This is a genomic window from Sporosarcina sp. FSL K6-2383, from assembly GCF_038618305.1.
Taxonomy (GTDB): Bacteria; Bacillota; Bacilli; order Bacillales_A; family Planococcaceae; genus Sporosarcina.
In genome coordinates, this window is record NZ_CP152017.1 from 2,709,426 (window position 1) to 2,733,778 (window position 24,353).

General features: G+C 41.1%; 21 protein-coding genes. 5 read left to right on the forward strand and 16 right to left on the reverse strand.

Annotated features, from left to right (window positions below):
• Positions 1-45 precede the first annotated feature (45 nt).
• Genes MKZ10_RS13370 through sppA form a run of 5 tightly spaced genes read right to left on the reverse strand, consistent with a single transcriptional unit; the run spans position 46 to position 4,410 of the window.
• On the reverse strand, positions 46-1,236 hold the full coding sequence (locus MKZ10_RS13370) for an acetate kinase (RefSeq protein WP_342505439.1): 1,191 nt from the start codon (positions 1,234-1,236) through the stop codon (positions 46-48).
• 53 nt (positions 1,237-1,289) lie between these two features.
• On the reverse strand, positions 1,290-2,201 hold the full coding sequence (locus MKZ10_RS13375) for a class I SAM-dependent methyltransferase (RefSeq protein ID WP_342505440.1): 912 nt from the start codon (positions 2,199-2,201) through the stop codon (positions 1,290-1,292).
• Positions 2,202-2,253: 52 nt separating this feature from the next.
• The gene (tpx, locus tag MKZ10_RS13380; protein ID WP_342505441.1) at positions 2,254-2,760 is read right to left on the reverse strand and encodes a thiol peroxidase; all 507 of its coding nucleotides are present in this window, start codon (positions 2,758-2,760) and stop codon (positions 2,254-2,256) included.
• Positions 2,761-2,803: 43 nt separating this feature from the next.
• Positions 2,804-3,382 carry an RDD family protein gene (locus tag MKZ10_RS13385; RefSeq protein ID WP_342505442.1) on the reverse strand — a complete coding sequence of 193 codons (579 nt, stop codon included), beginning with the start codon at positions 3,380-3,382 and terminating at the stop codon, positions 2,804-2,806.
• 14 nt (positions 3,383-3,396) lie between these two features.
• Positions 3,397-4,410, reverse strand: a complete 1,014-nt coding sequence (sppA, locus tag MKZ10_RS13390) for a signal peptide peptidase SppA (RefSeq protein WP_342505443.1) — start codon at positions 4,408-4,410, stop codon at positions 3,397-3,399.
• 105 nt (positions 4,411-4,515) lie between these two features.
• On the opposite strand from sppA, the gene MKZ10_RS13395 reads away from it, so the two are divergent.
• On the forward strand, positions 4,516-5,316 hold the full coding sequence (locus MKZ10_RS13395; protein ID WP_342505444.1) for an NAD kinase: 801 nt from the start codon (positions 4,516-4,518) through the stop codon (positions 5,314-5,316).
• A gap of 18 nt (positions 5,317-5,334) precedes the next feature.
• Here the strand turns inward: MKZ10_RS13395 and rarD are convergent, their stop codons facing one another.
• The 8 genes from rarD to ezrA form a co-directional block, all read right to left on the reverse strand.
• Positions 5,335-6,240: an EamA family transporter RarD gene (gene rarD / locus MKZ10_RS13400; protein WP_342505445.1), complete on the reverse strand. Its 906-nt coding sequence runs from the start codon at positions 6,238-6,240 to the stop codon at positions 5,335-5,337.
• A 162-nt stretch (positions 6,241-6,402) separates the two neighbouring features.
• Positions 6,403-7,974 carry an AMP-binding protein gene (locus MKZ10_RS13405; protein ID WP_342505446.1) on the reverse strand — a complete coding sequence of 524 codons (1,572 nt, stop codon included), beginning with the start codon at positions 7,972-7,974 and terminating at the stop codon, positions 6,403-6,405.
• A gap of 132 nt (positions 7,975-8,106) precedes the next feature.
• Complete coding sequence (locus MKZ10_RS13410; protein WP_340737325.1) at positions 8,107-8,310, reverse strand: alpha/beta-type small acid-soluble spore protein; 204 nt, start codon at positions 8,308-8,310, stop codon at positions 8,107-8,109.
• Positions 8,311-8,477: 167 nt separating this feature from the next.
• Positions 8,478-8,684, reverse strand: a complete 207-nt coding sequence (locus tag MKZ10_RS13415) for an alpha/beta-type small acid-soluble spore protein (RefSeq protein ID WP_342505447.1) — start codon at positions 8,682-8,684, stop codon at positions 8,478-8,480.
• 447 nt (positions 8,685-9,131) lie between these two features.
• A complete protein-coding gene (locus tag MKZ10_RS13420) occupies positions 9,132-9,344 on the reverse strand; it encodes an alpha/beta-type small acid-soluble spore protein (protein WP_342505448.1) in 213 nt (70 codons plus the stop codon).
• 81 nt (positions 9,345-9,425) lie between these two features.
• A complete protein-coding gene (thiI, locus tag MKZ10_RS13425) occupies positions 9,426-10,628 on the reverse strand; it encodes a tRNA uracil 4-sulfurtransferase ThiI (RefSeq protein WP_342505449.1) in 1,203 nt (400 codons plus the stop codon).
• On the reverse strand, positions 10,628-11,761 hold the full coding sequence (locus MKZ10_RS13430; RefSeq protein ID WP_342505450.1) for a cysteine desulfurase family protein: 1,134 nt from the start codon (positions 11,759-11,761) through the stop codon (positions 10,628-10,630). The genes thiI and MKZ10_RS13430 overlap by 1 nt, the downstream gene beginning before the upstream one ends.
• A gap of 219 nt (positions 11,762-11,980) precedes the next feature.
• Positions 11,981-13,672: a septation ring formation regulator EzrA gene (gene ezrA / locus MKZ10_RS13435; protein WP_342505451.1), complete on the reverse strand. Its 1,692-nt coding sequence runs from the start codon at positions 13,670-13,672 to the stop codon at positions 11,981-11,983.
• A gap of 198 nt (positions 13,673-13,870) precedes the next feature.
• On the opposite strand from ezrA, the gene MKZ10_RS13440 reads away from it, so the two are divergent.
• The gene (locus MKZ10_RS13440) at positions 13,871-14,350 is read left to right on the forward strand and encodes a GAF domain-containing protein (protein WP_342505452.1); all 480 of its coding nucleotides are present in this window, start codon (positions 13,871-13,873) and stop codon (positions 14,348-14,350) included.
• Positions 14,351-14,401: 51 nt separating this feature from the next.
• Here the strand turns inward: MKZ10_RS13440 and megL are convergent, their stop codons facing one another.
• Both megL and MKZ10_RS13450 read right to left on the reverse strand, forming a co-directional pair.
• Positions 14,402-15,592, reverse strand: coding sequence for a methionine gamma-lyase (gene megL, locus MKZ10_RS13445; protein WP_342505453.1), 1,191 nt, complete (start codon positions 15,590-15,592; stop codon positions 14,402-14,404).
• Positions 15,593-15,673: 81 nt separating this feature from the next.
• Positions 15,674-17,539, reverse strand: coding sequence for a sensor domain-containing diguanylate cyclase (locus MKZ10_RS13450; RefSeq protein ID WP_342505454.1), 1,866 nt, complete (start codon positions 17,537-17,539; stop codon positions 15,674-15,676).
• Positions 17,540-17,882: 343 nt separating this feature from the next.
• On the opposite strand from MKZ10_RS13450, the gene rpsD reads away from it, so the two are divergent.
• Positions 17,883-18,485, forward strand: a complete 603-nt coding sequence (gene rpsD, locus MKZ10_RS13455) for a 30S ribosomal protein S4 (RefSeq protein ID WP_342505455.1) — start codon at positions 17,883-17,885, stop codon at positions 18,483-18,485.
• Positions 18,486-18,569: 84 nt separating this feature from the next.
• Entirely contained in the window at positions 18,570-19,382 is an 813-nt protein-coding gene (locus tag MKZ10_RS13460; protein WP_342505456.1) for a cobalamin-binding protein, read from the forward strand.
• A 205-nt stretch (positions 19,383-19,587) separates the two neighbouring features.
• Here MKZ10_RS13460 and tyrS read toward each other — a convergent pair whose 3' ends face one another.
• Positions 19,588-20,853, reverse strand: coding sequence for a tyrosine--tRNA ligase (tyrS, locus tag MKZ10_RS13465; protein WP_342505457.1), 1,266 nt, complete (start codon positions 20,851-20,853; stop codon positions 19,588-19,590).
• 578 nt (positions 20,854-21,431) lie between these two features.
• Between tyrS and MKZ10_RS13470 the strand changes: the two genes are divergently transcribed.
• The gene (locus MKZ10_RS13470) at positions 21,432-24,320 is read left to right on the forward strand and encodes a transglycosylase domain-containing protein (RefSeq protein ID WP_342505458.1); all 2,889 of its coding nucleotides are present in this window, start codon (positions 21,432-21,434) and stop codon (positions 24,318-24,320) included.
• Positions 24,321-24,353 lie beyond the last annotated feature (33 nt).

The window sequence follows — 24,353 nt, forward strand, 5'->3', positions numbered from 1 at the left end:
AGAGTTACCCGACATATTCGCCGGGTAACTCTTTTTAATTAACACTTATAATCCCGCAACTCGAATCGTATCGCGGGCAATCATGATTTCTTCGTTAGTTGGGATCACCAATACCTTCACAGGTGAGTGTGGGAAGCTGATATAAACTTCCTTTCCTCTTATGTTATTCAAATCCGGATCGAAATACACGCCCATAAATTCAAGACCTTCGAGCACCTTCCGACGAATAACATCACTGTTTTCACCAATTCCCGCTGTGAAAATGATTGCGTCGACACCGCCCATTCGCGCTGCATAGGACCCGATATATTTATGGATCTTGTCGGCAAATACATCTAATGCAAGCTGCGCACGGCTATTGCCCTTCGATGCCTCAATTTCAATATCACGTAAATCACTTGAAAAACCTGAAACAGCAAGCATACCCGACTCTTTATTCAATATATTGAGCACTTCTTCTACCGATTTTCCCGTCTGCTCCATAATATAAGGAATCAGCGCCGGATCGATGTCACCCGAGCGTGTTCCCATCGTTAAACCCGCAAGCGGTGTAAAGCCCATCGACGTATCAAGTGACCGACCACCTTCAACAGCCGCAAGACTCGCACCGTTTCCTAAATGACAAGAGATAAGTCGCGTGCGTTCAAGAGGACGATTCAATAGTACCGCCGCACGCTCCGTTACATACTTATGACTCGTCCCATGAAATCCATATTTCCGTATACCATATTTTTCATAATATTCATACGGTAGCGGATAGAGAAACGAACTTTCCGGCATCGTCTGATGAAAAGCTGTGTCAAAAACAGCAACAGCTGGTACAGATGGCAAAGCCTTTTGAAATTCTCTAATACCGATAATATTAGCTGGGTTATGGAGCGGTGCAAGGTTAGAAAGTTCCTCAAGTTTTAATAGGACTTCTTCAGTAATTAATACAGAATCACTAAACACTTCCCCACCGTGAACAACACGGTGACCAATCCCATCGATTTCATCGAAAGAGCGAACAATTCCTTCGTCCAAAAGCATAGCCAAAAGTATGCTCACTGCATCAGCATGATTGTGGATATCCTGAATTTTTTCTACTTTACCTTGTTCTGATTTCATTGTAAAAATAGAATCAGAAAGACCAATTCGTTCAATTTGTCCTTTTGCAACTACATGTTCATTCTTCATTTGAAGAAGCTGAAACTTTAGAGACGAACTACCTGCGTTAATCGCTAAAATGTTTTGCATCACTCATGCCTCATTTCAACTATATACTTGGTGTAACTTTAATTAAGACTTACTTATTCTGTAGCCCACATATCAATCTTTTGAAGAAATAGTGCCATGGCACGCTTATCTGTCATGTTGGGAACCTTCGCAAGCATGACGTCTGGTGTTGCAATAATTTCTGAAGAAGGCTTTTGTAAAACGACAATGCTTTTTGCATGTGTCGAACTTTTAAATAATGAATCCGGCAGCTGAATGACAGCTCGAATAATGGTTTGTTTTTTCAAAAACGGGTGCAATAAAGGTGACTGTTCAGAGTCAAACAAATTTGCCGGGACAATAAATAATCCATGACCACCCGGTTTTGTATGGTTCATTGATTGTTCGATAAAGAGATGATGTGCATAAGCATGCCCTTCAGCCGGCATCAATGCGTAATTCAATGCATTCTCATCATCTGGATAATACCCCACAGGTACATCACAGACGGTAATATCTACGGGATCGACAAGTAAAGGACGCAGAGCATCCTGAACGTAAAATGTCACGGGATGTTCAAGGACTTCTGCTACAACTGCAGCTAATCGGATAAGTATATCGTCGATTTCAACCGCTGTCGCCGTTACTCCGTTGCCGATTGCATTCATAACGGTGTACAGCAAATTACCCGTCCCTGCCGCTGGATCCAGTACCGTCAAATTATGCCCATCTACCGTCAATTTATTAGCAATATGTCCGATTAACATTCCAATCGAATCGGGGGTCATCTGATGATGTGGTTGAGCATTTTGCTTCATTCCCTTAAGGATAGCAAGCTGAATTCCTCTACGGATATCTTCTTTTGATACAGACTCCGATAGGCTAGGACCACCTTCACCTGAAAGCCAGTGTTCGCACGCCCCAATAATCGCTTCTAAATAAAGCTGATCGGATGTTTCTGCATATGTATCAATAAATGAAAATACTTTTTCTGTATCTGTTGTCATTTCCTATCCCTCTATCGACAAAACCCACCCGTCACCGAGTGGGTTTCAGTAATTAGTTTTTTAACTGGTTAACGGCTTCAATTGCTTTATCATAATCAGGGTGATCTGTATTTTCAGGTACATATTGGACATATGTAACTTTATCGTTTTTATCGATAACAAAAATGGATCGTGTCAGTAGACGAAGTTCTTCAATAACCGCGCCATACGCTTCTCCAAATGACAAATCACGGTGATCAGATAATGTTTGAACATTTGCAATGCCTTCTGCTGCACACCATCTTGCTTGTGCAAACGGTAAATCTACTGAAATCGTCAAAATTTGGACATCATCGCCAAGTGATGCAGCCTCTTCGTTGAATTTGCGTGTTTGCGTTGAACAAACACCTGTATCGATTGAAGGTACAACACTGATAAGACGGATTTTGCCTTTTGAATCAGCCAGTGTAACCGGGCTTAAATCATTTGCAAGTACTGTAAAATCAGGCGCTGTATCACCTACTGCAACTTCTTTACCGAGTAATGTAACAGGATTATTCTTGAATGTAACGTTAGCCATTAAGACGCCTCCTTTTTCTTTCTCCATCATACTAAATCGCAGTCTACTCTTGCAACTGTTGTCCCTCAAGCTGTTGGCGTTGACCTATGTGTAGCTCTTTTTCATAGACAAACTCAAACTCAACGACTGTGTCCGCAAAAACATCATGCAAAGCCTCTTTTTTAGGCATGAACAAGACTAGCAAATAGGGCACCACAAGCATTTTTGAAATGAATCTACCAAAGACTTCACGGAACAGGACAGCCCCCCATGTTAACGGTGCACCATTCTTCGCCACAACTTTTATGCCCATAATCATTTTGCCTACAGTCTGCCCAAATAATTTCGTCATAAGCGCAAAATAGAGTAACAACAACAGTAGTGCCGTCACTTTGTAAGGGCTAAATAATAAAAATGACGGGTTGTTAATATCGATACCCACCACTCTAAAAATGGGTTTAATGAGGATTCCACTGATTGCATAAAGGACAAGCAGATCGATGGTATACGCCCAGAAACGAGTCCAAAATCCGGCATATTTTGCCCTAAAATGCTCTGTTTGAATAGTTGGAGAGTCTACAACTGATTTCACTGTAATAGGCTGTTCCGGTAGATTCGGTGGTTGTTCGATATACTCTGACATATGCTCACTCCCCCTTATCTTTCACCATACAAATACATCATTCGTGGGGCATTGTAATCAGACAGCAATTTACCGATTAATTCCGATTCGATATTGCTTCCGAATAAGTTACTGGCTTTCACACTAAAAATCGAACCCCAACTATCGAGTGTTGTATATTCAAATACAGTCGCGTCTTGAAGGTTATAATCTTCTTTCATAGCTATAATGACATCATCAACTTTGCCGATACCATCTGCCAGTCCAGCTTCAATCGCTTGGCGCCCATTCATAATTCGGCCGTCTGCCACAGCCTTGACCTGTGCCTCAGTCATCCCACGACCTTCTTCAATGATATCCACAAAGCGTTCATACGAATCATTAATCATTTCTTGTAGCATCACTCGTTCTTCATCTTTCATTTCACGTGATCCGCTCATGATATCTTTGTATGGTCCTGTTTTGATGGTATTAAAATCAATGCCGTATTTTTCAGCCAGTTTTGCGTAGTTGACACTTTCCATAATGACACCGATTGACCCTGTAATTGTTTCACGATTGACAAATATTTTATCTGCCGGTGCTGCTACATAATATCCTCCCGAAGCAGCCATGCCTCCCATTGAAACATAGAGTGGAATTTCTCTAGTCAGTTGAATTTCACGAATAGCGTCGTAGATATCTGCCGACTCGACAACTCCACCACCAGGTGAATTCACTTTGAGAACAACACCTTTGACACTTTCATCCCCACGAATCTCATCTAATTGGTTCATAAAAAATTGATGATTATAGCCTACTGGTTGAAATATCGATGATGAATTTCCTAAATCTTGAATAACTCCATCGAGTGTAAGGACAGCGATTTTCTCCCTACCCACACCCTCTTCCAATATGTTTTCACTATATCCCGATGTCGATGTCGCCAACATCTCTTCAAAAAAACTATTAAAATCTCTTGTAAATATGTACGATAGCGAATTGACACCTATTGATACAAAAACAAGTGCTGCCGTGGCGATGATAGCGATCCATCGTTTCATTGTCATTTACGATTCCTCCTTTTTTCTTACATCACTCTATACGTTTGAAAGTCCAAAATGTTTCACTTCCGTGTTAAGATAAAGATACCTCATTCGGAAGGAGCAAAACTAATGACAGAGCGGATGAACATTTATATTTACAGTAAGCACGACAAAGACTCACTCGATAAAAAATCGAAGGTCGAAGAAGCACTCATCCACGAGGGCTTTACGATGACTGAAAATGACCAAGAGGCCAATATTATCATCAGTATCGGTAGTGACGGTTCTTTTTTACAAGCAGTCCGTAAAACCGGTTTTCGACAGGACTGCTTATATGCCGGACTATCACTAACCGGCAAGCATGGACTATACTGCGATTTTCATTATAACAATCTTTACGAAATGACGCAGGCTATTCACCAAGAAAAACTCGAGGTAAGAAGATACCCACTTATCGAAGTGACGATTGACAATCACCAACCATTCTATTGCTTGAATGAATTCAGTATTCGCTCAAACATTCTTCGAACGTTTGCACTTGATGTTATTATTGACGACAAATTATTCGAAGCTTTTCTTGGAGATGGTCTAATCATTTCAACACCTACAGGTAGCACAGCTTATAATAAATCTGTTAAAGGTGCAGTTGTTGACCCTTTACTGCCTTGTTTCCAAGTAAGCGAACTAGCATCTGTCAATAACAATAAATACCGAACACTCGGCTCTTCATTTATTATGAGTGGCAGCAGAAAACTACAACTTAAAATACACCAAGATGGCAATACATTCCCTTCGATGGCTGCTGATAACGAAGCACTCGGTATTCGCCAAGTTGAACATGTGGAAATTCGGTTAAGCGAAAAAACAATTAAAACTGTAAAACTGAAAGATAATTCATTTTGGGAAAAAGTACAGCGTATTTATTTATGATAAAGAAGAGCCATCCAATTATAGGAGGCTCTTCTTTATTTTTACCACTTCTAGCACTTTTGACACCGTGAACAAAATAAGTGCAATCCAGATAAACGAAAATGATAACAAATCGATTTTGTCAAATGACTCTTTATAGACGACAACTCCGATAAACAACATCATCGTCGGTGCAATATACTGCAAAAATCCAGCCATGTAGAGTGGAATCCTTTGAACTCCTTTGGCATACATGACAAGTGGTAACGCAGTTGCTACACCTGTTAAAATCAGTAACACATCGGTCTTTATATCCACTTGCAAAAAAACTGTACTATCATCTATGAATAGCCAAATATAATAAATGACAGCAAATGGCATAATAAAAAATGTTTCAATTGTTAGTCCACGCAACGCATCTAGTTGAATTCTTTTCTTGATGAGCCCATACACTGCGAAAGTGGCGGCCAACGAAAATGCTAACCACGGAAATTGACCATATGAAATTGTTAAAATCGCCACACCTATTGTCGCAAGTAGAAATGCCACTTGCTGTGCTCGACTAAGCTTTTCTTTCAGAAAAAAGATTCCTAGCAACACTGAAATGAGCGGATTCATATAGTAGCCGAGACTCGCTTGGACAATATAATCATGATTCACAGCCCAAATATAGATGAACCAATTACCAGATACGAGGAAGGATGCAAAAATTAATAACCAAAAATCTCTCTGCGCTTTCCAGAGCCCTCTTATATCCTCTTTAAGATGCCGTCCTCCCTTTATCATAAGCACAAGTAAAAACGTCATGACAAATGCCCAAATAATACGACTAATAATTATTTCAGTACTACTAACATGCTCAAGACTCTTCCAATAAATCGGCATAATTCCCCAGATTAAATATGACCCGACCGCCCAGAGGACACCGCTTCTTTCTGTCTGCATACGATATCCCCCTTTATTTAGTTTTCCGAAATAACAAGCTAAGTATAGACCCATTGTGTTGCTAGGTAAAGTTGAAAATTTCTATATACTTTTTCATTACATATAAGAACCGCATTTGTCAAAACGGATTCACCGTCTTCCAAATGCGGCTTAACCTATAACTTACTGTTGTTCCTGTTTCCTTAATACAACACGCATAATTTTTCCTGAAGCTGTCTTCGGCAATTCTTCTAAAAATTCAATTTTACGGGGATATTTATAAGGCGCTGTTAATGTTTTCACATGCTCTTGCAATTCTGCAATGAGACCGTCCTCACTTTTTCGTTCGGGATCACGTAGCACAACAAATGCTTTGACAATATTACCACGTACTTCGTCTGGGCTTCCGATAACTGCACATTCACGGACTGCTGGATGTTTCGTTAAGGCATCCTCCACTTCGAATGGTCCAATTGTGTAACCAGAACTGATAATGATGTCGTCTCCCCGACCTTCAAACCAAAAATAACCGTCCTCATCCATTTTTGCACGATCGCCTGTTACATAATACTCCCCACGGAACTGCATGTGCGTCCGTTCCGGGTCTTTTAAATATTCCTTAAATAACGCAGGCGTTGACATATGTACCGCAATGTCTCCAACTTCTCCTGCCGTAATAGGATTCCCCTCATCATCGATGATATCGACTTTGTTCCCCGGCGTTGGTTTCCCCATTGAACCAGGTCTTGCTTCCATGCCAAGCATTGTTCCTACAAGCAATGTATTTTCCGTCTGCCCATAGCCATCTCTCACTTGAAGGGAGAATGTTTTATCGAATATGTCAATCACTTCACGGTTCAGTGGCTCTCCTGCCGATACAGCACTTCGAATCGAAGAAATATCGTATTCCTTTAGGTTGTCCGCTTTCGCTATAAATCGGTATTCTGTTGGTGTACAACAAAGCACATTCACCTGATAGTTAGCAATGAGCCCCAAATACGTTTTAACATCGAATTTCCCATCATAAACTAAACCCGTTGCTCCACTCCCCAAAACGGAAAGAAATGGTGTCCAAATCCATTTTTGCCAGCCTGGTGCAGCAGTTGCCCATACAACATCTTCTTCTTCAATACCAAGCCAGCTTGCACCCGTCGTTCGTAAATGAGCATAACCCCATCCATGTGAATGAACGACACCTTTTGGTTTGCCAGTTGTCCCTGATGTGTACGATAAAAATGCCATGTCTGAGCTTTTGGTGTCAGGTGCGCTAAATTCTGGTGATGCCATCTCCATCAGTTCTGTTAATGATTGCTGTCCTTCCTCTGCTTTCCCAACTACAAACAATTGAATATCCTTCATATTGTTTACTTCGTTAAATTGATCAGTGAACGCGTCATAGGCCACAATCGCTTTCGCATCGCTATGAGCCAAACGATATTCAATATCTGAGGATCTAAGCATTTCAGAACTAGGAATGACAGCAAGTCCCGCTTTTAGTGCTCCAATATACGTCACGTACGCCTCAATCAAGCGCGGTACCATGACAAGAACGACATCCCCCTTTTGGAGTCCGTTCGCTTTGAATACATTAGCCGCTTTGTTCGCTAATATCATTAGTGCATCGTATGTAATTTCTTTCTTGTCGCCTTGTGCATTTATGTAAATAAGTGCTTTCTTTCCGATTCCTGTCGCATACTTTTCAAATTCACTCACAAGATTATATTGTTCTGGTGCAATCAGTTGTTCACGGTTCATAATAATTCCCCCTTTTCTTTCTATATTAATTATACAAACATTTGTACAATAATTCAAAAATAATTTACTTTTCGAAATAAAAACACGAACAAGCCGCCTCTTAGTTTTAGAGGCGGCTTGTCATCTATTTCATTATTTTTGGTAACCCTTCATTTGCTCTTGAGCTTGACGTACTAATCGCTTTGTAATTTCTCCGCCGACGGATCCGTTGGCACGCGATGTAGCATCTGGGCCCATTTGTACTCCAAATTCATTTGCGATTTCGTTCTTCATTTGATCCAGCGCCTGTCTAACACCTGGAACAACAAGTTGATTTGAATTACCACTGTTTGGCATTGTATGTCACCTCCTTGTACAGGTAGATTGTGCTTTGGGTGAAAATTCATGCACATCGAGCAGTTGGTAACTTCTCCCAAAATAATTAAAGAAGTTTAAAATACTCCCTTTACGCCTACACTGTTAGGAAGAAAAACGATTCCTAAACAACCTGTTATATCACATCATTACTTTTGGCTATAACCGCCCATTTGTTGTTGTGCCTGGCGTACTAACCGTTTTGTAATCTCTCCGCCAACGGATCCATTGGCGCGCGATGTAGAGTCTGGACCCATCTGTACACCAAATTCGTTTGCAATTTCATTTTTCATTTGATCAAGTGCTTGTCTTACGCCTGGAACAACAAGTTGATTTGAATTACCACTGTTTGGCATTGTATGTCACCTCCTTATGCAGATAGCATGTACCAATGACAAAAATTCATGCAATCCTATCGTTAGGTAACTTCCGCCAAGTTGACTGAAATCGTTTAAATACGCCCATTCCTGCCTACACTATCAATTACACCTCGGCGTAATTGCGTACAGATTTTGAATCGATCTTGCTCGATTCAAAATCTGTGACATCCGCAGGCCAACAGGATGTTGGTTAGCAACCGTTGCCGCAGGACGCGGTGAACTTAGGTTGCCTTCCATTCTTCATTCAGCGGGAGTTTGAACACCCACTTAATAGGAAAACAAAAACGCGTTCTTCTCACTATCTAGAGAGGTGGGAGTCTCCTTTAGCTGACGCTTCACTTTCAGTACAAAAGCATTTGCTGAATGAAGATAAAAGCGAAAAGCTGCTCCGGAAAAATTCCGAAACAGCTTTTCATATTGTAATTATTGTTGGTTAGTGCCACCCATTTGTTGTTGCGCCTGACGTACTAATCGCTTCGTAATTTCTCCGCCGACGGATCCGTTGGCACGCGATGTAGCATCTGGGCCCATCTGTACACCAAATTCGTTTGCAATTTCATTTTTCATTTGATCAAGTGCTTGTCTTACACCTGGAACGACAAGCTGATTTGAATTACCGCTGTTGTTACTAGCCATGATTACCACCTCCTTGTGCATGTAGAATGTGCCGCGTACGCAAATTCATGCACAAGGTTTCACTGGTAATTTTTGTATCACTTACAACAAATCTTCGAATTCGTCTTGCTGCTGAAGCGGCAAGTCAATGGTTACCCGCTCATTCACCGCTTCCTCAACCATCGGTGCGAAATCAGTAAAACTCTCATAGTGGATAACTTTTTCAAGCTTCGGTTTTGTTTTTGGATTCGAAGGTGAAAAGATTGTACAACAATCTTCGTATGGTTGAATCGAAATATCATAAGTCCCGATTTTTTGTGCAATCTCTATAATATCAAGCTTGTCTGAAGCAACAAGAGGACGCAAAATCGGCGTTGATGTTACGGCATTGATAGCCGTCAAACTTTCAAGCGTCTGACTTGCCACTTGCCCAAGACTCTCTCCAGTCACAATAGCGAGTGCACCTATTTCTGCACGGACTTGATCGGCAATTTGCAGCATTAATCTCCGCGTTGTCGTCATCGATATGTTGTCCGGTACCTGATTAACGATTGTTTGTTGAATCTCTGTAAACGGAATAATATGAAGACGGACTGCCGCACCGAAAGAACTTAATTTCTCAGCCAAATCCATAACTTTCTTTTTTGACATTTCACTTGTAAACGGCGGACTTGCAAAGTGAATCGCGTCAATTGACACTCCGCGTTTCATCATTAAGTAACCCGCAACTGGGCTATCAATGCCTCCTGATAACATCAATAACGAATGACCATTTGACCCAACTGGCATACCAGCAGCGCCCTTATGTACTTTCGCTGTCAAGAAAGCACCTTCACTTCTAATTTCCACATGCAATAGTATTTCTGGTTTTTTCATCTGCACAATCAATTCAGGAAATTGTTTTAATACATGCGCCGCTATTTCTTGTTGTAACTCTCCCGTTACGAGCGGGAATGATTTGTCCGTCCGCCTAATTTCTACCTTAAATGTTTTTCCTGCCGTTTCACCAGCTCCGATTACATCGATAGCAGTTTCTTTGATTGCTTCAAGTGTAGCTTCGCATTTTGCGACCGGACTGAAGGATTGTATGCCAAAAATATATGGTAACCTCTCAATTGCTTGCTCCATGTCCTGCTTGTCATCTGCAAACATGAACATCCGGTCGCGTTCCGACTTTAACACAACTGTCGGTAAATCACTTAAAGCTTCTTTTATATTATTGCGTAACTTCCTAACAAAGATATTTCGATTCCGACCTTTTAATGATATTTCACCATAGCGGATTAATAATTCGTTCCATTCCATCAGTCATTTCCCCTTCCAAGCAGCTCCATGAACTGAGCAAATACCTGCTCGAATTCCACTACATGTTGTTCACTATTATCTTTCCCAAAACTTACCCGGATGACTCCGTTTTTATATTTGTCGGCCAATTGAATTGCTTCTATTACATGCCCGGCGGCGCCACTTTTCGAAGAACAAGCACTGGAAGTCGATACTGTAATGCCTTTTTCTTGAAAGAAATTAACAGCAACTTCACCTTTTACTTTGTAAAATGCAATCGAAACAATATGCGGCGCCGCCTTATCAGGTGCAAGGATAACAGCATCCCTATAAGGCTCGATAAAACGAATCAGCCGATTTCTCCAATATCTGAAATCCTTCTGCTCTTCATCTAATGCGCTAATACGTATCGCTTTAGCAAGTGAAACAGCATCAGCAACGGCTACCGTACCACTTCGCAGCCCATTTTCTTGACCTCCACCAAAGTTCAAAGCTTGTGGTGAAATGCCTTTTCTAAATGCTAATAAACCCGACCCTTTTAAACCATTAATTTTATGGGCTGAGATGGTAATAGCGTCCGGTCCATCGCCCGCCAGCGAAACTGGTAATTTTCCAAAGCTTTGCACCGCATCCGAATGGAATAATGCGCGTGAGCACTTTTTAATAATACGTGCACACTCAGCTAGCGGCTGAATTGTGCCAATTTCATTGTTAACATGCATAATACTTACTACAGTTGTTTCTACCCGCAGCTTACTCTTTAGCTCTTCGGTAGAAATCATCCCTTGTTCATCCACCGTTAAGTAATCAACCTCAAACCCTTGTGTTTCTAGATATTTCATCGCATTCAGAACAGAAGGATGCTCAATTTCTGACGTAATAAGGTGGTTTCCCCTGGACCGCAGTGCCTGTGCAAAACCGATGACTGCTAAATTATTCGCTTCTGTCCCTCCAGAAGTAAATACAACTTGACCATCTGGCACGCCAAGAATCGATAAAATTTGTGCTCTTGATTTTTCTAGCAAGGCTTCCGCTTGCTTCCCCGCAAGATGAATAGAAGCTGGATTTGCAAAAAATCGCTTATTCACTTCCACGAAAGAGTTCAAGACACTTTCATCTGGAACAGTCGTCGCGCTGTTGTCAAAGTAAATCATTTGTTTCATCCTTTCAATCATCACAAATATCAATTACGCCTTGACGTAATTGTGCCCGGATTTTTTTCGAGTTAACTCGAAAAGCTCCCCTAAAAATAAGTGACACCCGCCGGAGGCTTCTGCTGAATGAAGATAAACGTGACAAAGCCACCTGCACTTACTATGCCGGTGGCTATTTTTTCGTTACCAAACCTTCACAAGTTCTTCTATTGTATCATCTTACACATGTTCTTTGACAAGTTCCTGAATTCGCTTCATAGCACCCGGTTCAACTTCCTCGACTGCTGTCGCCGCTTCTTCCAATGCTTTAGCATACCGGAATTGTCTAAACGATTCTTCGGCATCCAACAGGCGTTCATGCATTTCCGGATTAGAAGCACGGTAGCGATTCCCGTATTGAATAATCCATTCGATTAGCATGACATTATCGAGTAGCTCTTCCACTTTTCCGGTAACGTCAATAACCGCTTTTTCTGCACTTTCCAAGTATGTGTCCACAAGGCTCATATTAAGGGGTACTTCCTGCAAGCTTTGTGTCACAATATAAATTTGTTCGTCAGCCTCTTCAAGTCGTGCTTCCATTTCATCTGGAATCCCTGGAATATTCCCTTTTTGAAGCATTCGATCTGTATGTTGTAATTTACGAGAAAGTTCCTCCAGCTTTGTTCGGACATTATTTTCGTCGATGCGTAAATTTTTCATACGATTAGCGAAGCTATCTTGCTCATCAGCTATTTGCATGAGTTCCTCAGAAATCTGCTGTAGCTCTTCTTGTAAGCTTGAATTGGCAGATACTTTCTCCTCAATTCGACCAGCTAGCATTTCAAATCGTTTATCAATTGCCGACAATTTTTTAAGTGATTGCTGTGGTATTTGCGCCTCTTGTTCATTTAGTCGATAACTTTGCTGTACAAATGCCGCTTCGTCTGAAGTTTCCTTTGTTAGTGCAGTAATTTCTACTAGCTTTGCTGCAATTTCGCCATGATTGTCATCGACATAATGCTTGGCAGTTACTTCATTTTCTAAAGCATCATAATAGGAATCGATGCGATCATTTATTTCTGAAGTGCCCTGTTGGACAGATTCAATTTGTAATTCAGCCATTTTAGACTGCAACTCTTCCAGTTCACTTTCAATGGCGTCGAGGTGGTCCGTCAATTCTAAATGTTGCAGATAATAAGATTGCTCTTCCATCTCTTTCATTCCGTTCCGGAGCTCACGAAGAGCTGCTGGAATCTTATTTTGGAGCTCCGCCAATAAGGAAGGCGTTTCATGAATAATTTCAAACAGTCGGTCCCCTTTTGCCGACAAAGAAATAACAATTTCCCTCGCCAGTAAATAGTTTCCGTTATCTGTCAGCTCGTCAAATTCGTCAAATTTCGGATTAAACGCTTCCAGTTCTTTCTCCAATGGATTAGCCGTCATCCCAAATGAATGCTGATGTGCAAGGATTGTTTTTCGTGCAGCACGATGCTGCTCCTTCAATTTTTCCATTTCAATCCGGTTTTTCTCTTCACTTCCAACGAGTTCATTCAATTCTTGTAATATATCATTCATCTTTTTATCACAAAAAAGAATCTTCTCCTGGATACCCTTTTCTACTTCAGTTGCTTTCCCAAAACGAAAACGATCGACCAAATCTTCAACGTCGAATAACAGTGAGTCAATTTTGGGCATATGTATATCCATTACTTCTGTCCACTCGTTGCGCCAACGTTCAAAGTTTTCCTCGGTTTCACCTGTCATATTCAGTTGTTTGACTTTTGTCATCTCTTCTAAAATCGGTTTGTGTTGGATTTGCAATTTCTCCTGCTCCAGTCGACCGACTTGCTGAATATGCTTGCGTCTGAACATAAAGATGATTGTTATTGCTATGATGAGTACTATAATTGGAATGATGAAGTATATCATCGTGGTCCCCCTATCCCGAGTCACTGTGCCTTGATATATATCCTATATAGTACCACGTTTAAAGTCTTTTAGTTGCGAAAATGAATGATTTATAGGGAAAAATCTGTTTTCCACTCATTTCATTCAAAAAATTTGTCTATGAATGGCTGAAATTGTATACTTATTTCATTAATGATTTTGTATAAAGGGGTGCTTTCTTTGTTCGTAGAAATCGATTATGCAACTGACAGCCACTTGAAATATAAGCAACTGGCAGGCCAATTAGATGCTTTATTGACAGGTGAGAAAAATAGATATGCCAATTTGAGTAACGCTTCAGCATTACTCAATCAATTTTTCGACCGCATCAATTGGGTCGGCTTTTATCTACTAGATGAGGAAGAGCTTGTACTTGGACCTTTCCAAGGACTTCCCGCGTGCATTCGCATTCCTCTCGGCAGAGGCGTCTGCGGAACTGCCGCCAAGACACAGCAATCTATCGTGGTCGAAGACGTCAATGCATTCCCAGGACATATTGCCTGCGATGCAGCTTCGAAATCTGAAATTGTCGTACCGCTCGTCAAAAATGGCCAGCTTCTCGGCGTACTCGATATTGATAGCCCTGAACTTAATCGCTTCACTGAAGAGGATCGTCTTGGCCTCGAGCAAATCGCTCAAATTCTTATTCAACATATTTAAACAGAAACAGCCTTGGTTTATTTTGACCAAGGCTGTTTTTTCGTTTTATATTTATGTCATTGCTGAAAATGCCGCATCCATATCGTGAATTAAATCTTCAGCATGCTCGAGCCCTACAGAAAGGCGTAGCAAGGAATCCGTAATCCCCATGCGAAGACGCTCCTGCTCAGGAATACTAGAATGAGTCATCGTTGCCGGATGTTGAATGAGTGTCTCCGCATCTCCAAGACTTACCGCAATCTTAATAAGTGCAAGGCGATCCATAAATAACTGCGCCTCCTCTTTTCCGCCCTTTACTGTAAATGAAATGATTCCGCCACCTGCTCGCATTTGTCGTTGAGCAATTGCATATTGCGGGTTATCCGGGTCGAACGGATAGAAAACTTCCTTCACTTGCGGCTGGCCTTTTAAATAAGCAATGAGCTTCTCTGCATTCGATGAATGACGTTCCATCCGAACCGGTAAAGTTTTTAATCCGCGAATTAAGAGCCAAGCATCAAATGGTGACATAATGCCTCCAAAATCCTTTTGTACGGTCATCCGAATAGATTCCATCTCTTCCTTATCTTTACCTGTCAATAGCCCTCCAATGACATCACCATGACCATTGATGTATTTTGTCGCACTATGAAGGACAAAATCCACACCAAAATCCAGTGGCGTTTGCAAATAGGGTGATGAAAACGTATTATCAACAACTACTCGCAAACCATGACGCTTTGCAACATTGACGACTGCCTGAATGTCTACGAGCTCCATCGTTGGATTGATAGGTGTTTCTATATAAATACAAACCGTTTCTGGCTTAACCGCCTGTTCGATTTCTTCTTCCGTTGCCATTCGGATTAGGTCATGCTGAATGTTATATTTGCGCTCCATAATCCCCAATAGCCCAAATGTACAGCCATAAATTCCTCGCGGGCATAATATATGATCACCCGATTTAGTCAAATGCACCAAAATCGCACTAACGGCTGCCATCCCTGAACCGAAAGCAAGCGTTCCCCCACCATTTTCGAGAGCCGTCATACGTTCCTCTAGCACACGTACTGTTGGATTGCCAAGTCTAGAATAAATATTTCCTTCCTCAGCACCTGAAAATCTATCTGCTCCTTGACTAGCTGTTTCAAATGAAAATGTTGATGTTTGATAAAGCGGAACAGCTAGACTACCATGATGATCCTTATCTACATAGCCTTCATGTACGACGATTGTATCCTTGTGTAGCCCTTGATTTTTCATAGTATCCATCCTCCGTTTTCATAACGTTCTGTCATTTTATTTTACACATTATTTTAACAAAGAAAAACTATAAAACTCATCTTACAATTGAGTGATAGCTGTTCCATAAATTACGAATTGGTTTTTTCCGTTGTTTTTCGCCATATATAACGCTGTATCAGTGTAATGGAAAAGCTCTTGGAATGTCATCGGTTGTTCCTTTTTCCAGCTATTTACTCCTATCGAAACGGTTACTTGTGGCTCTGTAACTGTTGGAATCAATTCGACCATCCGACTCGCAAGTTCTGTACCTTTAGTCAGATCAACTAATGGTAAGTAAATCGCGATTTCCTCCCCACCCCATCTCGCCGCTGTGCCCAAGTCAGTCACTTCCGATAAAATTGCGGATGAGATTTGCTGTAATACACCATCTCCCTTCGCGTGGCCATAAGTGTCATTAACGAATTTAAAATTATCGACATCCAATAATAAAAACACGCCCGTCTCATCATTTTCAATCGATTCCTCAACAACCTTGTCTAAATAACTACGTGTATACAGTTTAGTTAAGTTATCTTTATCCACCAGTTCTTGTAGCTGTCCCTGCAAAATTGAGTTCGCAAGAGCAAGTGAGGAATGTCCAATAAGTGAACCCATCAGCTTAAAGCTTTCGAACGAGAAAAAGTACGGTTCTTTATGTACTAAGATGACAAAGCCGGCTACTTTCTCTTGATTCATAATCGGTATTGCAATAATAGACTCATAGAGTACCTTCTCACTAACAGTGCTACTATAATTTGCCTCAAACAAAGCCTCTTTACCATTCTTCAAGTTTGTAGAAGCAAGCTTAATATACTCACCACCCGTTTTTAATCTGAAGAAATCCGAGCTCAATGGAGAAACTTTGTAATCGCCTGTTTCATCGTAAAAAATGAATGCCGTTTCCATCGGGTAAAATGTTTGTTTGAGCTGCTCTTTCAAAAATGAAATCATTTCATTGAAGGGCATATTGCTATTCAACTTTCTCGACGTCTCATTGATTAACTGTAAGTCTTCAATAACGCGATGCGATTGATCGTACAAACTAGCATTTTCTAAAGCATTACCTGCTGTCGTTGCAACAACTCGGATGAAGTTGTCATCCGATGCTGAAAAAACAAAGTCGATTGGGACTTCCATGCGCAACACTCCATAAATACCCTGCCTTCCCACAATAGGCACATTGATGAAACGTCCTTCAAGTTCAAGCATCTCCTCTATCGTCACTTCGCCTGACACAAAGGCAGTCATCGTTGGCTCCCTTTCATTCATATAGTCCAACAGTTTATAGGAGTGTCTAAATTCCTTCTGTTCATGGGATAAAAATAATTCGACAGGAAAGTCTGGAAACGCCTTTGATGTCGCCTCTACAATCCCATCAAGGATGACTTCACTGTCCATCGTTGCATTGAATAACTCCATTACACCGTACAGCCGTCTTGCATCCTTTTCTCTTTTTCGTAATATGATGAGTCTTTTCACCGCTAGGATTAGCCGACTGATGGCATATTCGAGTTCATCTATATATGATGATTCGGAAAATTCGCGCCATTTTTCTGACGACTTGACGAGCAAAAGTCCAAGCATTCCTGATTGCTCGTCACGAAAAGGTAAAAAATCATCCGCATATTCATATCCTCTATTTGTAAATTCTTTAATGTAAGCTTTTTTTGCAGATGATGTTGTACGATCCAACTTATATATGGGAACAGCATTATTTATTTCAGTAGCAGACCGGTGCCTCCCGATGGGCATAAGCTTTGTATGATTACTAATGAAGAAATCAACTTCCTCAATATCAAAATAATGTCGTAGTCTCGGCCTCAGAATGTCAAACCATTGTCCATATGACTCGACATTTGTATCTCCAGTTATCAAATCTATTAACTCATTCTTAATTTGAAATAATATTAATCGGTAATCTATCATTCCCTCACCTCAACAGTAATATATATTGAAAATTGGTATCTTTCTCTATTTTAATGCATTTGGACTACTTATACTACCCTTTTCAGTAAGCATTTGTACTCACTCTCTTTTCGATTGATGACACTTGACTCAAACCTTTATAATTGTTATGATGAAAATTGTGTAAAATAGTTGCAGCAGTTGTGTGTTTCAGATTGTCCAGTCTATTCCTTTCACAAGGTGCACCACGTAACCTCCTGGCTGCGGAGGCGAAGATGCAAGATAATAGAATGGCATTTGAATTGAACACATCTGGTTCTTATTTTACAACAAAATAAAACCAAAAACAGAGGAGGAGTCATTCATGGCTCGTTATACAGGTCCAGCTTGGAAATTATCCCGTCGTCTTGGAATCTCACTTTCAGGAACAGGAAAAGAAATTGAAAAACGCCCTTACGCACCAGGACAACACGGTCCTAACCAACGTAAAAAACTTTCCGAATACGGATTGCAATTACAAGAGAAACAAAAACTTCGTTTCATGTACGGCGTAAACGAACGCCAATTCAAAACGATGTTCATCAAAGCAGGTAAAATGCCTGGTAAACACGGTGAGAACTTCATGATTCTTCTTGAAACTCGCCTTGACAACGTTGCATACCGTCTAGGTCTTGCTCGCACACGTCGTGCAGCTCGCCAACTTGTTAACCACGGTCACCTATTAGTCGATGGCAAACGCGTTGATATCCCTTCTTACAGTGTAAAACCTGGTCAAGAAATTTCTCTTCGTGAGAAATCTCAAAACCTAGATGTTGTAAACGAATCAATTGAAGTGAACAGCTATGTTCCTGAGTTCGTTACATTCAACAAAGACACTAAAGTTGGTCAATTCGTTCGTATGCCTGAGCGCAGCGAGCTAGCGGCTGAAATCAACGAAGCACTTATCGTTGAGTATTACAACCGTTAATCGTTTTTCCCAAAAAAGAGTCCTTCACAGGGCTCTTTTTTTTCGTGGTACAATAAAAATACTACATACGAATGGAGTGTCTTCATGAGACTAATTTCAATCTGTCCAAGTAACACAGAATTACTCGCCTATCTCGGTCTCGTAGATCAACTCGTTGCGGTTGATGATTTTTCGGACTGGCCAGCAAGCATAGCAACTCTCCCTCGCCTTGGACCTGATTTATCGATTGATATGGATAAGCTCGAACTGTATGAACCAGATCTTGTGTTTGCGTCACTAAGTGTACCCGGCATGGAGAAAAATGTTGAAGAACTGAAAAAACGCAATATCCCCCATATTATTTTGGATCCACAAAGTTTGAATGATATTGCTGCAGATTTGCTAACCGTTGGACAAACATGCGGAATTGAAGAGCGAGCTCTCTACATTAAAAAGGAATACCTAGCCTTTATCGACGATATGAAAAAACGTGCGGCAACCGTTGAAACAACTCCCTCCCTTTACTGGGAATGGTGGCCGAAACCTGTATTTACGCCCGGGAGAATTAATTGGCTTACTGAGATTAGTTCGATTGCAGGTGGACTCAATGAATTCAGTGACGTTGAACTTGCCAGTGTACAGACAGATTGGGAGGATGTTTTAAAGAGAAATCCCGATTACATTCTGCTCGCGTGGGTTGGTGTTCAGACTAATAAAATGAAAACAGAAGTCGTCCTAAAACGACCGGGCTGGCAACAACTTGCTGCCGTCAAAGAGGGACGTCTAGCTAAAATGGAAGAAGAACTTTACTGCCGCCCTTCCCCACGCCTTCTTGAAGGTGCCTTGAAATTAGGGAAAATGATTCATCCAGAAGTATATGCAGATTTGAAATTGCCTGACTGGATTACCAATGCATAAAACAGTAAAAAGCTATTTTCCTATATCATAAGGAAAATAGCTTTTATTTTTACAAATGTTGTTTCTAGCTAATATCCAGCGAAGGAGCGACAAGTGTGAGCCGAAGCAATAAGACTGATAGTGGTTTTCTATCAGGCTAATTGCGAGAGGCCATCACCAAGCGACAAAGCGGTATTGAAGAGCACTCCACTTGCTAAGCCTATTATCAAATAAACTTCACCATTTTATAATTTTTCTTCCCGCGGCGGACAATGATAAACGCATCTTCCAAACGATCCGTAGCATCTACTTCATAAGCTGTATCCGTCACACGTTCGCCATTCAAAGAAATCGCACCATTCGTCACATCTTCACGTGCTTGACGCTTCGATGGTGACACACCCGATTCAACAATGAAATCAACAATGTTCTTGTCTTCTTTTGCCATTTCAAATGAAGGAACATCTTTAAATGCATCCTTCATTTCACTAGCCGTCAACGCCTTTAAATCTCCACTAAATAACGCTTTTGAAATACGAATTGCCTGATCCAGTGCATCCTGCCCGTGAATCAATTTTGTCATTTCTTCAGCAAGCGTCAGCTGCGCTTTGCGTAAATGCGGTTCTTCTTGCACAGATACTTCTAATGCTTCAATTTGCTCGCGCTCCATGAACGTGAAAATTTTCATGTATTTGATAACATCTGCATCAGCTGTATTAATCCAGAACTGGTAAAACTCATATGCTGACGTTTTCGATGCATCTAGCCACACCGCACCGCCTGCACTTTTCCCGAACTTTGTGCCATCTGCTTTTGTCACAAGCGGAATCGTAATGCCGAACGCCTTCGCTTCTTCTTCATGTGTTTTACGAATCACTTCAAGACCTGTTGTAATATTTCCCCACTGGTCTGAGCCACCGATTTGCACACGACAATTATAGTTATTGTAAAGATGGTTAAAGTCGATTCCTTGAATTAACATATATGAGAATTCAGTAAAGGAAATTCCACCTTCAAGTCGTGAAGCGACATTATCTTTTGCTAGCATGTAATTTACGCCTAATAGTTTTCCATAGTCGCGTAGAAATTCGATGATGCTTAGTGACCCAATCCAGTCATGATTATTGACCATTTGGGCCCCATTATCCGTCTTAAAATCAAAAATCCGTTCCAACTGCCCTTTAATGCCCTCAACGTTTTTCGCAATTTGCTCCGTTGTCTGAAGCTGCCTTTCGTCAGAACGCCCCGATGGATCCCCAATCATACCCGTCGCCCCACCAACAAGTAAAATTGGACGATGCCCGTGCATTTGAAAACGACGCAGTGTTAGCAATGGAACAATATGTCCAATATGCATACTATCTGCTGTAGGGTCAACACCGCAATAGAGTGAGATTTTTTCCTCATTCAATACCTTTTCAAGACCTTGCTCATCCGTTTGTTGATACAACAAGCCTCTCCACTTTAAATCTTCCATCAATGCGTTTGTCATTTAAATTCCTCCTAAACATAGTAAAAAAGCATATTTCTTTAGGTACTGAAACTAACAATCAATTACGCCGAGGCGTAATTGAGTCCAAATTTTGAATTGTGCCCGTAGGATGCGGGTATGCAGTCGTTGCGACAGGACGTCGCGAACTTAGACTGCCCGCAATTAACTACCCTCAAAATTTGTGACATCCGCCGGAGGCTTAATTTGATTTAGCAGGGAGTTTAATCTCTGCTAAATCAAATTAAAAAAGCCCCTGCACGATTAAAAAAAATCATGCAGGGACGCTAATTATATGATTAACGCGGTACCACCCAGCTTGAGAATACAATTCTCCGCTCAATATGCACTAACGCCGCATCCGCGTCACACTCCAAAGCTGTAATTCATGCACGATATACCGAACAGCTTTCACCACCCGCTGTCTCTCTAAACGATTCTATCGCCACTACTTCGACTTTTTCAACATGCAAAAAAATATATATCACTCATTCTAACCCATATTCAGAGGTTGTCAAATATAATCGTTAACCTACAATCAAAATGTGCTATAATAGGAAAGATTTTAGGGGGAGATTGACTTGAGTGAACGTAGAAAAAATCGAATTGACCTTATAGAAGATAAAATTGATGAGTTGAATAAAACCAAGTGGGCAAAAAGCATGCGCATCACCTCTGGTGTTGTCTGGAACCTGTTCTTATTGTTCATCGTTTTCGGACTCACATTATCAGTTTTCGCTGCCTCAGTAGGTGCTGGCTATTTTGCATCCTTAGTCGCAAAAGAACCACTTCGTTCGAAAAGTGAGATGCGAGATGCTATTTTCAATTACGAGGAGACATCTGAAATATATCTTGCCGATAATGTCTACATTGGTAAAATAAATTCTGATATCGAGCGAAAAGATACTCAACTTCAACAGGTTTCTCCGTTTGTTATCGATGCAGTCTATGCTACGGAGGACGAGTATTTTTCAGAGCATAGCGGAATTGTGCCAAAGGCCATCTTCCGTGGACTTCTTCAGGACGTGACCAATTCCGACAATCAAACCGGTGGGTCAACGCTGACACAGCAATTGATTAAAAACCAAATTTTGACGAACGAAGTTTCCTACGAGCGTAAGGCGAAAGAGATTTTACTTGCCATGAGACTGGAACACTTCATGGAAAAAGATGAAATTTTAGAAGCCTACTTAAATATCATTCCGTATGGTCGAAACGCTAATGGACAAAATATTGCCGGGATTGAAACGGCAGCTGAGGGGATTTTTAACAAAAAAGCAGCCGACCTAACACTCGCACAAGCTGCATTCATCGCCGGAATTCCACAAGCTCCATTTGGCTACACACCATTTAAAAGTGGCGGTGGACTCAAGGACGAAAAATTTCTAAAGCCTGGGATTGATCGGATGAAAACCGTTCTTTTTAGAATGAAAGAAACAAATTATATTACCGAGCAGCAATACAAGGAAGCCATGGCCTATGATATTACACAAGACTTTCGCGAACCTGCCTTACGTGCCAATGAAAAATATCCTTATTTAACACAAGAAATCCAAAATCGAACGATTGAGATTTTAATGAAAATCATTGCCGAGAAAGACGGGATAGATCCAGAACGCTTGGATAAAGAAGATAAGCTGAAAGAAAAGTATTACATTTTGGCAACACGCTCTATGAAAATTGACGGCTATCGAATTTATTCAACAGTCAATAAGCCTTTATATGACAAGATGAATGAAGTCGGTCAGTCCTTTGAACATTACGGATTTACTTATACGCGAGAAGAGAAAGATCCACACTCTGGCGAAATCGAGTTGAAAGAAGACCCAGTACAAGTCGGTGCAATCATGATTGAAAATAGTACGGGGAAAATTCTATCCTTTATCGGTGGACGTGATCATAGTAAAGAGGCAACAAACCATGCGACGCAAGCATACAGACAAAATGGTTCTTCTATGAAGCCACTGCTTGTCTTTGCACCGGCCATTGAATATGGCCTCATTGGAGCTGGCAGCCCTGTTGTAGATGTGAAATTCAGCGTCAAACAGCCAGATGGCTCCACTTGGGCACCGAATAACTATACACAATCACTGGAGAAAGGGATTGTCCCGGCAAGGGAAGCCCTCTCAAGATCTTTAAACTTAGCAACAGCAAGGCTATACCGCGATATTATCGACCAAAGACCAGCTGAATTTTTGAAAAAGATGGGTATTTCAAAACTAACTCCCGGGGACTACGTTAACTTTGCCACCTCTTATGGAGGAATGGATATCGGTATGAGCGTTGAGGAAAATACAAATGCCTTTGCAACATTTGCCAATGGCGGACAATTTATTGACGCTTATATCATCGAGAAAATTGAAGATATGCATGGCAATATCGTCTTTGAACATACCGCTGAACCTGTCGATGTATTCAGCCCAGAAACGAGTTATATGATCACAGATATGCTAAGAGATGTTTTAAAAACGGGTGGCACGGGTGCTCAAGTGCCAAAACATATGAATTTTAATACGGATCTAGCAGCTAAAACGGGAACAACGCAAGGCTACGGCGATGCGTGGCTTGTCGGCTACAATCCAAATGTTTCTCTTGGAGTTTGGCTTGGCTATAAAGAACGAAAACGCAGTCTCTATTTCGGGCTTGAACGGCAAACCTTGCACCCTTCCACACGAACAAGCACACTGTTTGCACGTATTATGAATGCTGCGAATGAAGTAACGCCTGAGTTAGTCGGTGCTGCTTCTAAATTTAAGCAACCAGATGGTGTTGTTTCTAGGTCGTTCTGTGGAATTTCTGGACTTGCACCATCAGCTGAATGTTCAACTGCTGGACTTGTAAAATCCGATTTATTCAACGCCAAGGCGATGTTGCCAACAAATGCAGATGATAGCATTATCTCCTCTTCATATGTTTTAGTAAAAGGGGAGAAATATCTTGCACACCCTACAACACCGATTGAATTTGTTTCATCAGGTGGCGTAGGTGTCAATGAGTCCTTCATCGAGCGAATGCTTGGACCTTGGAAAGGTGATGCTTCTAAACTTTTTCCGGCTAATTCAGTCTTCGCTTCGAATATAGTATCTAACTCAATTTTTGAAGCTGATGACGTAGCTCCCGCACCCGTGCAGCTCACGCTAAGTGACAATACTATTACATGGAATGATTCAGCTTCAGACGACGTGGTCGGCTACTACATCTATGAGGATGGTGTGAAAATCGGCGTTGTAGTCGATGGCTCACCCAAAACTTTCGTCATTGGAAGTGGATCATATACGGTAAAGGCTGTTGATATCACTGGAAAACTTTCAGTAATATCAAATGTCGCCAAGATTGAAGTGATATTACCCGAAGAGGAAATTCCTGTTATCACTCCACCAGTTGTTCCCCCTCCGGAAAACGGTGGTGATCCAGAAGGTGATACGCCCCCACCTGACGAAAATGATACGGAAGATCCTGAACAACAATAATAATAAAAAGGCATGTCTATTGTAATAAAATAG

What these genes read in the sequence shown, in the direction of transcription:
- ezrA (WP_342505451.1), bottom strand. Translation starts at nt 13,672, where the DNA reads ATGATATACTTCATCATTCCAATTATAGTACTCATCATAGCAATAACA.
- sppA (WP_342505443.1), bottom strand. Translation starts at nt 4,410, where the DNA reads ATGACAATGAAACGATGGATCGCTATCATCGCCACGGCAGCACTTGTT.
- tpx (WP_342505441.1), bottom strand. Translation starts at nt 2,760, where the DNA reads ATGGCTAACGTTACATTCAAGAATAATCCTGTTACATTACTCGGTAAA.
- MKZ10_RS13415 (WP_342505447.1), bottom strand. Translation starts at nt 8,684, where the DNA reads ATGCCAAACAGTGGTAATTCAAATCAACTTGTTGTTCCAGGCGTAAGA.
- MKZ10_RS13405 (WP_342505446.1), bottom strand. Translation starts at nt 7,974, where the DNA reads ATGAACCGTGAACAACTGATTGCACCAGAACAATATAATCTTGTGAGT.
- MKZ10_RS13410 (WP_340737325.1), bottom strand. Translation starts at nt 8,310, where the DNA reads ATGCCAAACAGTGGTAATTCAAATCAACTTGTTGTTCCAGGTGTTAGA.
- MKZ10_RS13395 (WP_342505444.1), top strand. Translation starts at nt 4,516, where the DNA reads ATGACAGAGCGGATGAACATTTATATTTACAGTAAGCACGACAAAGAC.
- rpsD (WP_342505455.1), top strand. Translation starts at nt 17,883, where the DNA reads ATGGCTCGTTATACAGGTCCAGCTTGGAAATTATCCCGTCGTCTTGGA.
- rarD (WP_342505445.1), bottom strand. Translation starts at nt 6,240, where the DNA reads ATGCAGACAGAAAGAAGCGGTGTCCTCTGGGCGGTCGGGTCATATTTA.
- MKZ10_RS13385 (WP_342505442.1), bottom strand. Translation starts at nt 3,382, where the DNA reads ATGTCAGAGTATATCGAACAACCACCGAATCTACCGGAACAGCCTATT.
- MKZ10_RS13460 (WP_342505456.1), top strand. Translation starts at nt 18,570, where the DNA reads ATGAGACTAATTTCAATCTGTCCAAGTAACACAGAATTACTCGCCTAT.
- MKZ10_RS13370 (WP_342505439.1), bottom strand. Translation starts at nt 1,236, where the DNA reads ATGCAAAACATTTTAGCGATTAACGCAGGTAGTTCGTCTCTAAAGTTT.
- tyrS (WP_342505457.1), bottom strand. Translation starts at nt 20,853, where the DNA reads ATGACAAACGCATTGATGGAAGATTTAAAGTGGAGAGGCTTGTTGTAT.
- MKZ10_RS13430 (WP_342505450.1), bottom strand. Translation starts at nt 11,761, where the DNA reads ATGATTTACTTTGACAACAGCGCGACGACTGTTCCAGATGAAAGTGTC.
- thiI (WP_342505449.1), bottom strand. Translation starts at nt 10,628, where the DNA reads ATGGAATGGAACGAATTATTAATCCGCTATGGTGAAATATCATTAAAA.
- megL (WP_342505453.1), bottom strand. Translation starts at nt 15,592, where the DNA reads ATGAAAAATCAAGGGCTACACAAGGATACAATCGTCGTACATGAAGGC.
- MKZ10_RS13375 (WP_342505440.1), bottom strand. Translation starts at nt 2,201, where the DNA reads ATGACAACAGATACAGAAAAAGTATTTTCATTTATTGATACATATGCA.
- MKZ10_RS13420 (WP_342505448.1), bottom strand. Translation starts at nt 9,344, where the DNA reads ATGGCTAGTAACAACAGCGGTAATTCAAATCAGCTTGTCGTTCCAGGT.
- MKZ10_RS13450 (WP_342505454.1), bottom strand. Translation starts at nt 17,539, where the DNA reads ATGATAGATTACCGATTAATATTATTTCAAATTAAGAATGAGTTAATA.